Annotated in this window: 7 protein-coding genes (1 of these 7 cut by a window edge); 1 reads left to right on the top strand and 6 read right to left on the bottom strand. The window is 59.3% G+C overall.

Annotated features, from left to right (window positions below):
- Positions 1-141 carry the 3' portion of a TetR/AcrR family transcriptional regulator gene (locus tag ACSYTG_RS00500; protein ID WP_095349449.1) on the top strand. 507 nt of this gene lie to the left of the window's left edge, so the window shows 141 of its 648 coding nt (coding positions 508-648); its start codon lies off the left edge, out of view; the stop codon is at positions 139-141.
- Positions 142-210: 69 nt separating this feature from the next.
- Here ACSYTG_RS00500 and ACSYTG_RS00495 read toward each other — a convergent pair whose 3' ends face one another.
- The 6 genes from ACSYTG_RS00495 to ACSYTG_RS00470 form a co-directional block, all read right to left on the bottom strand.
- On the bottom strand, positions 211-1,137 hold the full coding sequence (locus ACSYTG_RS00495) for an FAD-binding protein (protein ID WP_165925765.1): 927 nt from the start codon (positions 1,135-1,137) through the stop codon (positions 211-213).
- A gap of 2 nt (positions 1,138-1,139) precedes the next feature.
- Positions 1,140-1,889, bottom strand: coding sequence for an electron transfer flavoprotein subunit beta/FixA family protein (locus ACSYTG_RS00490; protein WP_165925764.1), 750 nt, complete (start codon positions 1,887-1,889; stop codon positions 1,140-1,142).
- Positions 1,890-1,952: 63 nt separating this feature from the next.
- The gene (locus ACSYTG_RS00485) at positions 1,953-3,590 is read right to left on the bottom strand and encodes an electron transfer flavoprotein-ubiquinone oxidoreductase (RefSeq protein WP_086647039.1); all 1,638 of its coding nucleotides are present in this window, start codon (positions 3,588-3,590) and stop codon (positions 1,953-1,955) included.
- Positions 3,591-3,704: 114 nt separating this feature from the next.
- Positions 3,705-4,382: a 2OG-Fe(II) oxygenase gene (locus tag ACSYTG_RS00480; protein WP_086647074.1), complete on the bottom strand. Its 678-nt coding sequence runs from the start codon at positions 4,380-4,382 to the stop codon at positions 3,705-3,707.
- 159 nt (positions 4,383-4,541) lie between these two features.
- Positions 4,542-5,933 (bottom strand): oxygen-independent coproporphyrinogen III oxidase, encoded by a 1,392-nt coding sequence (hemN, locus tag ACSYTG_RS00475; protein ID WP_095349453.1) that lies wholly within the window; start codon positions 5,931-5,933, stop codon positions 4,542-4,544.
- Positions 5,934-5,942: 9 nt separating this feature from the next.
- Positions 5,943-6,749 carry an OmpW/AlkL family protein gene (locus tag ACSYTG_RS00470; protein ID WP_415420879.1) on the bottom strand — a complete coding sequence of 269 codons (807 nt, stop codon included), beginning with the start codon at positions 6,747-6,749 and terminating at the stop codon, positions 5,943-5,945.
- Between the last annotated feature and the right edge of the window lie 173 nt (positions 6,750-6,922).

The following is a 6,922-nucleotide window of genomic DNA, read 5'->3' as shown; positions in this document are numbered from 1 at the left end:
GAGCAGTTTTTTGCCCTGTGCCAGACACGCATCGCCCATCTGCGCCGTTTTAACCTGAACCCGGAAAACAGTGCGGAGGAGGAAGAAAAAGTGATCCATGCCGCCGTCCGGGTGTTCATGGCGGCTTACGGCGCGGAATAACCCCATAAAAAAAGCCCGTACGCCACAAGGGCATACGGGCTTTTCAAGCACGCGATTATGGGGATGCGCTTATTTTTTAAGCTCTTCCACCAACTGCGGCACAACCTCAAACAGATCGCCCACAATACCGTAATCCGCCACCTGAAAGATGGGGGCTTCGGGGTCTTTGTTCACGGCCACGATCACGCGGCTGTCCTTCATGCCTGCCAGATGCTGGATTGCGCCGGAAATACCAAACGCCATGTACAGTTCCGGTGCCACGATCTTGCCGGTCTGGCCGACCTGCAATTCGTTGGGCACAAAACCGGAATCGACTGCAGCGCGGGAAGCACCAACGGCAGCACCCAGCACATCGGCCAGCGGGTCCAGCGCGTGGAACTTTTCCTCACTACCCATGCCACGACCGCCGGACACCACAACGCGTGCCGATTCCAGATCGGGGCGGGCGGAGTCAGACAGCTGAACGGCCTCAAAGCGGGACACGTCAGGGCTATCTACCGCTGCGACAGCCTCAACCGGGGCGCTGCCACCTTCGGCCGGGGCGGCATCAAACGATGCACTGCGCACGGTCAGGACTTTTTTGGCGTCGGAGGAACGCACGGTCGCCAGTGCGTTGCCAGCGTAAATCGGGCGCACAAAGGTTTGCGCGTCCACAATGCTCACCACATCGGGGATGGGCTGCACGTCCAGCAGGGCAGCTGCACGCGGCAGCACGTTCTTGCCCGTGGCACCCGCAGCGGCCACGATATGGTCGTAGCTACCAGCAAGGGAGACAAGCAGGGCTGCCAGAGGCTCGGCCAGTTCATGCGCATAGCGGGCATCTGCCGCATGCAGCACCTTGGACACGCCTGCAATCTGGCTTGCAGCCTGTGCCAGAGCGGCATCCCCGGCGACCAGCACATGCACATCACCCAGACGGGTTGCGGCGGTTACAGCAGAAAGGGCTGCCTTCCTGATCTGGCCGCCTTCATGATCCAGAAGAACAAGAGCGGTCATGTTCAGATCACCTTTGCTTCGTTACGCAGTTTTTCCACCAGCTCTGTTGCAGAGCCAACCTTGATCCCCGCCTTGCGTTCTGCGGGTTCCGCAACGGAAACAACCGTCAGACGCGGGGCCATGTCCACACCAAGGTCAGCGGCAGGAATGGTTTCCAGCGGCTTTTTCTTGGCTTTCATGATGTTGGGCAGGGAGGCGTAGCGCGGCTCGTTCAGGCGCAGGTCGGCCGTGATAATGGCTGGCAGGGTAAGGGAGACCTGCTCCGTGCCGCCATCAATTTCACGGCTGACATTCACGCGGCCATCGACCACATCAACCTTGCTGGCAAAGGTACCCTGACCCCAGCCCAGCAGGCCGGCCAGCATCTGGCCCGTTGCGTTCATGTCATCATCAATGGCCTGTTTGCCCAGCACAACCAGCGAGGGGCCTTCTTTTTCGACCAGTGTTTTGAGCACCTTGGCAACAGCCAGAGGTTCGGGGCTTTCATCGGTCAGCACCAGAATGGCCCGGTCAGCGCCCATGGCCATGGCGGTACGCAGGGTGTCCTGCGCCTGCTGCACACCAATGGACACAACCACGACTTCCGAAGCAGCGCCTTTTTCACGCAGGCGCACGGCTTCTTCCACCGCAATTTCGTCAAACGGATTCATGGACATCTTGACGCCAGCGGTTTCCACTCCGCTGCCATCCGCCTTGACGCGCGGTTTGATGTTGTAATCAACAACCCGCTTTACAGGTACGAGTATCTTCATGACTTCTTTCGCTTGCAGACGCAGGATGGTTCGGACGGTTCTTTATCGTACTTTGACCGAAATTCACATACCAGCCGGATAATTCGGCCCACCACCCCCTTCGGGCGTGGTCCAGTCTATATTCTGGGTGGGGTCCTTAATGTCACACGTTTTGCAATGTACGCAGTTCTGGGCATTGATTTGCAGATGTGGCGCTGTCTGCTCATCCGCCACTTCGTACACACCTGCCGGGCAATAACGCGCCTCTGGTGCGTGGAACACATCCCAGTTGACCGTTTTCCACAAGGACGGATTTTTAAGCCGCAGATGCACCGGCTGGTCCTCCTCATGATTGGTCGCGGACAGGAAGACGGAAGACAGACGATCAAATGTCAGCTTGCCATCGGGCTTGGGGTAAAACGGCTTTGCGCACAGATCAGCCGCGCGCAGCGTTTCGTTATCCTGATGTTTGAAGTGGAGCGTCCATGGGGCGCGTCCACGCAGCACCATGGCATCCAGCCCCGCATACACCGCGCCACCCATGGCCCCAAAGCGGGCAAAGGCGGGACGAATGTTGCGTGCGGTGCGCAGTTCCTGCCACAGCCAGGACTGCCGGACCTTCTGCGTATAGGAGCCCGGCTCTACGCGGTCGGTTTTCATGGCATCCACCACGGCTTCCGCCGCCAGCATGCCCGACTTCATGGATGTATGCGTGCCCTTGATTTTGGGCACATTCAAAAACCCTGCCGAATCCCCGATCAGCGCACCACCGGGGAAGGTCAGGCGCGGAATGGACTGCAAACCACCCTCGGACAGGGCACGCGCACCGTAGGAAATACGCCGCCCCCCTTCCAGATGCTGGCGGAAAGCCGGATGCAGCTTGACGCGCTGCATTTCCTCGAACGGGGAGAGCCATGTGTTGGCGTAATCCAGCCCGATGACAAAGCCATAGGACACAAGGTTTTCGCCAAAATGGTACAGCCACGCGCCACCATACGTGCCGTTGTCCAGCGGCCAGCCAAAGCTGTGCTGCACCAGACCGGGGCGATGGTTTTCTGCCGGGATTTCCCACACTTCCTTAATGCCTAGGCCGTAGGTCTGCGGGTCTGCATCCTTGCGCAGGTCGTAATGGGCCATGACCTGCTTGGTCAGGGAGCCACGGCAGCCTTCTGCAAACAGGGTGTAGCGCCCACGCAGTTCCATGCCGGGCTGGTAGTTGGGGCCGGGTTTGCCGTCACGCCCCACACCCATGTCCCCCGTGGCCACACCCACCACGCGGTTGCGTTCGATCAGCACTTCGGCCCCAGCAAAACCGGGGTAGATTTCCACCCCCAGTTCCTCGGCCTGCACGGCCAGCCAGCGGCAGACCTCGCCCAGACTGACAATGTAATTCCCGTGGTTGGCCATGTGCGGCATGACCTTGTCGAGCATGGGCACCCGAATACTGCCTGTTTCGGTCAGGTAGAACATATCTTCCGCCGTTACAGGCGTATCCAGCGGCGCACCGCGTTCGCGCCAGTCGGGCAGCAGTTCGGCCAGTGCGCGCGGCTCGATCACGGCGCCGGATACAATATGCGCCCCGATCTCGCTCCCTTTTTCAATCAGGCAGACACTGGTTTGCGGCGAAAGCTGGCGCAGGCGAATGGCGGCAGCCAGTCCGGCGGGGCCACCGCCAACAATGACAACATCGAACTCCATCGACTCACGCACAGGTTCACTCATTCCCGTTTTATCCCCGTTGAAATTTCTGTAGCTTTCCTAAACCCGATTTGTCACAGAATTGCAAAAAACGGGCACCCCGGCCCGTTTTGCGCCTTTTCCGCCAAACAGGAAAGGTCAGGCCCGGGCCATACGCGGTCCAAAGGCCAGTTCGTGCACGGCACGCCAGTTTTTATCGACAAAATTGACGATCAGGGTCCGCCGTGTACCCCGGATCGGGCGCTGCACAAAGCCATGCCATGTCTTGTCTGAGGGGATGAACAACACCCCCGAATTGAACACGCCAGATGCACGGGCAACAGATTCGCCCTGCGGTGTCATCAGGTCCGTGCCCCATTGCTGTGCATCCTCCCCCGTGGAAAGGGAGATAAGCAGGGTCAGTTTTTTGGCCCCGATGTCGGTATGGGGTTCAAGCCAGAATCCATCCGTATCCAGACACAGTTCCAGCCTGAGGGCGGCCTCATCCAGTGGGCTGCCGCATATGGCTTCAAACGTCTGGCGCATGGGGTCGCTATCCAGCAGCGTGGCCATACGGTCCAGCCGGGCATCCCTTGCGCGCACGGCCGGGTCCACAAAAACGCGGAAGGCATTGCGCGTTTCCCGCCGCCCGCCAACATCCCCCGCGATGGCGCTCTCCCCCGGGTTCCAGTCCACAAGGGCGTCGCAGGCAGGGGGTTCCAGAACGTTTTCAAGCATCCAGTGCGCGAACGGGTATGTGGCCGCAGGTGTGTGGCGCAACCTATCCGGCAGGGTAAAAGACCCGGTCTGGCCGGGCAAAGGAGCATCAGGACGCATGTTGTCCGATCCTTCCGATAAAACAGAAATATGCTGGAGAACCAGAGGTGCCGGGCTTTTTGCAGCATTGCCTCTGCGGTTCAGAAGCTGTTCTTCCATGCGCCAAAACAACCCGATGATCAAGTTGCATGGCAGAAATGCCAATTTGAACGGCCTGCCTTACAGCGCGCCAGAAAAACGGGGAGCAGGCGCTTTGCCTGTGCTTGCAGCAGCCAGCTCTTTCTGCCGCGTGTCAAAAACAGCGGCGACATTCCGCAAAAACGGACGCCCTTTTTCTGTCACCTCTATACGGCTGTCAGCGCGGGTAATCAGCCCATCCCGCTCGAACAGATGCAGGCTGGCCAGCTCCTCCACAAACCCATCCATACCCGGGTTATCGGGAATGTGGTTTGAGCGCAGGTCCACCGCCAGATCGCACATAATACGTTCGATAATGGCCCCGCGGTAGCGGTCCTCCGCTGTGCAGGCCACCCCACGCATAACCGGCAGTTCCGCCGAATCGGCCAGTGCGCGGGCATAGGTTGCAACGGTAGGAATATTCTGGGCAAACCCTGCGGGGGTCATGGAAATGGCCGAAGCCCCCATACCCAGCAACACCGGGCAGGAATCCGTTGTGTAACCCTGAAAATTGCGGTGCAGAGTGCCGGCATTAGCAGCTTTGGCCAAGGCATCATCCGGCAGGGCGTAATGGTCCAGCCCAATGGCCTGATACCCGGCCGCCTGCAACACGGCATCAATCTGCGCACGCTGGGCCAGCCGCTCCGAAGAGGACGGTAGCGCGCTTTCAGGAATAAGCTTCTGGCGCTTCTGCTTCCACGGAATGTGGGCATAACCAAACACGGCCAGCCGGTCGGGGCGGAGCAGGGCAATCTGGCGGGCCGTCTCACCCACGCTTTCTACCGTCTGGTAGGGCAGGCCGTAAATCAGGTCGATATTAACGCCCGTAACACCCGCGGCGCGTACCTGCTCAATACAGCTTTTGGTCTGCGCAAAGGACTGGTGACGACCGCAGGCTTCCTGCACCTTTTCGTCCAGGTCCTGCACGCCAAGGCTGATGCGGTTGAACCCCAGATCACCCAGGAGTGCCGGATAACCTTCGGGCACATGGCGGGGGTCCATTTCCATCGCCAGTTCGGCATCATCGGAAAAACGGAAGAACGTGCGTACGGCACGCATAAGCTGCCGGAGCGAGGCCGGTGGCAATGTGGTGGGCGTACCACCGCCAAACTGAAGATGATGCACAACGCGCTGCTCGCCCGTTAGAGCTACAACCCGGCGCATTTCCTCGCGCAGCAGGTCACCATAGGCCACGCGCCCGTCCTCATGCCGCATGACTGAGGTATTGCACCCACAGAACCGGCAGAGCTCATCACAGAATGGAACATGAAAATACAGAGAAACAGGCAGGTCTGCTGGCAGCGTACGCAGCCAGCTTTCCACGTCCTGAGCCCCGACCGCATCCGAAAAACTCGCAGCGGTCGGGTAACTGGTATAGCGCGGCAGATTCCCGCCGTAGCGGGAAATCAGGTCAGAGACGGGATCCGCGCTCATCAGCTTAGATCAGAAGCGGTATGCAATACCGGCGGACACCACGGTGGGGTCCAGGGATTCATGAGCACGAACCTTGAGGGTTTCGGCCCTGTTTTCAGCCCATGCGTGCATACGAACGAACATCTGCTTGACGTCGGCGTTGAAGAACCAGTTGCCGACCAGCTGATAGTCGAAACCAACGTTCACAGCCGGGCCACCGGTGAAACCACCATTCAGTTTGGTCAGCCCAAGCTGGCCCGACCCACGTGCGTTATGGAACCACATAGCCGTTGCACCCACACCCACATACGGGTTGAAGCGCTTGTGCGGACGGAAATGCCAAGCGAAGGTCAGAGTGGGGGGCAGCACCCAAGCGGAACCAACGTCCGTTACCTGCCGGCCGCTCACACCAGCAAGCGCGCCACCAACTGCGTTCACACGGTGGTGCGTGCTGGTTGCAATCAGGTCAACAGACAGGTTGTCGGTGATGAAGTATTCAACCGTCAGTTCCGGCATAGCCTGATTGGTGGTGGACAGGTGCGTGCCGTTCATGTGGCCAACGCCAGCGACCTTCACGCTGCTGTCACGGTCCTGCGGCAGAACGCCAACGCCGGACAGACGCACCATGAAGTCACCCTTGCCCAGACCGATTTTGGTGCTGGCGCAGGTTTCAAAGATACCGCAGTGGCCAGTGGGCTTCTGCGCGTCCGGGATGTGGTTCATGACCGGAGCATTGACGTAAGCAGCATTGGGGGTTGCTGTCTGCGCCTGTGCCGCACCGGTCAGGGCGGCCACACCAGCCACTGTGGCTGTCAGAAAGGAACGGAACTTGACCATTGTGTTTTGTCTCTTCCACTGCACTGTAATTCTGTGCCGGAAAGACCACGCCATCGCTCATGCAACCTTGATTTAGATCAAGTCTGGCGCATACTGGTCAAAGATGAGTCAAAACTGTGTCATTTTAACCACAGACCCCGGTTTCGACTTTTTTGCAGTTCTGGCCTGCAATT

The sequence above is a fragment of the Acetobacter sp. ESL1128 genome, assembly GCF_058505085.1.
The sequence above is the reverse complement of the archived record's forward strand: the minus strand, read 5'-3'. Positions and strand labels throughout refer to the sequence as shown.

Excerpts from the sequence above, each read along its gene's own strand:
- ACSYTG_RS00480 (WP_086647074.1), bottom strand. The coding sequence starts at position 4,382 with ATGCGTCCTGATGCTCCTTTGCCCGGCCAGACCGGGTCTTTTACCCTG.
- ACSYTG_RS00490 (WP_165925764.1), bottom strand. The coding sequence starts at position 1,889 with ATGAAGATACTCGTACCTGTAAAGCGGGTTGTTGATTACAACATCAAA.
- ACSYTG_RS00485 (WP_086647039.1), bottom strand. The coding sequence starts at position 3,590 with ATGAGTGAACCTGTGCGTGAGTCGATGGAGTTCGATGTTGTCATTGTT.
- ACSYTG_RS00470 (WP_415420879.1), bottom strand. The coding sequence starts at position 6,749 with ATGGTCAAGTTCCGTTCCTTTCTGACAGCCACAGTGGCTGGTGTGGCC.
- hemN (WP_095349453.1), bottom strand. The coding sequence starts at position 5,933 with ATGAGCGCGGATCCCGTCTCTGACCTGATTTCCCGCTACGGCGGGAAT.
- ACSYTG_RS00495 (WP_165925765.1), bottom strand. The coding sequence starts at position 1,137 with ATGACCGCTCTTGTTCTTCTGGATCATGAAGGCGGCCAGATCAGGAAG.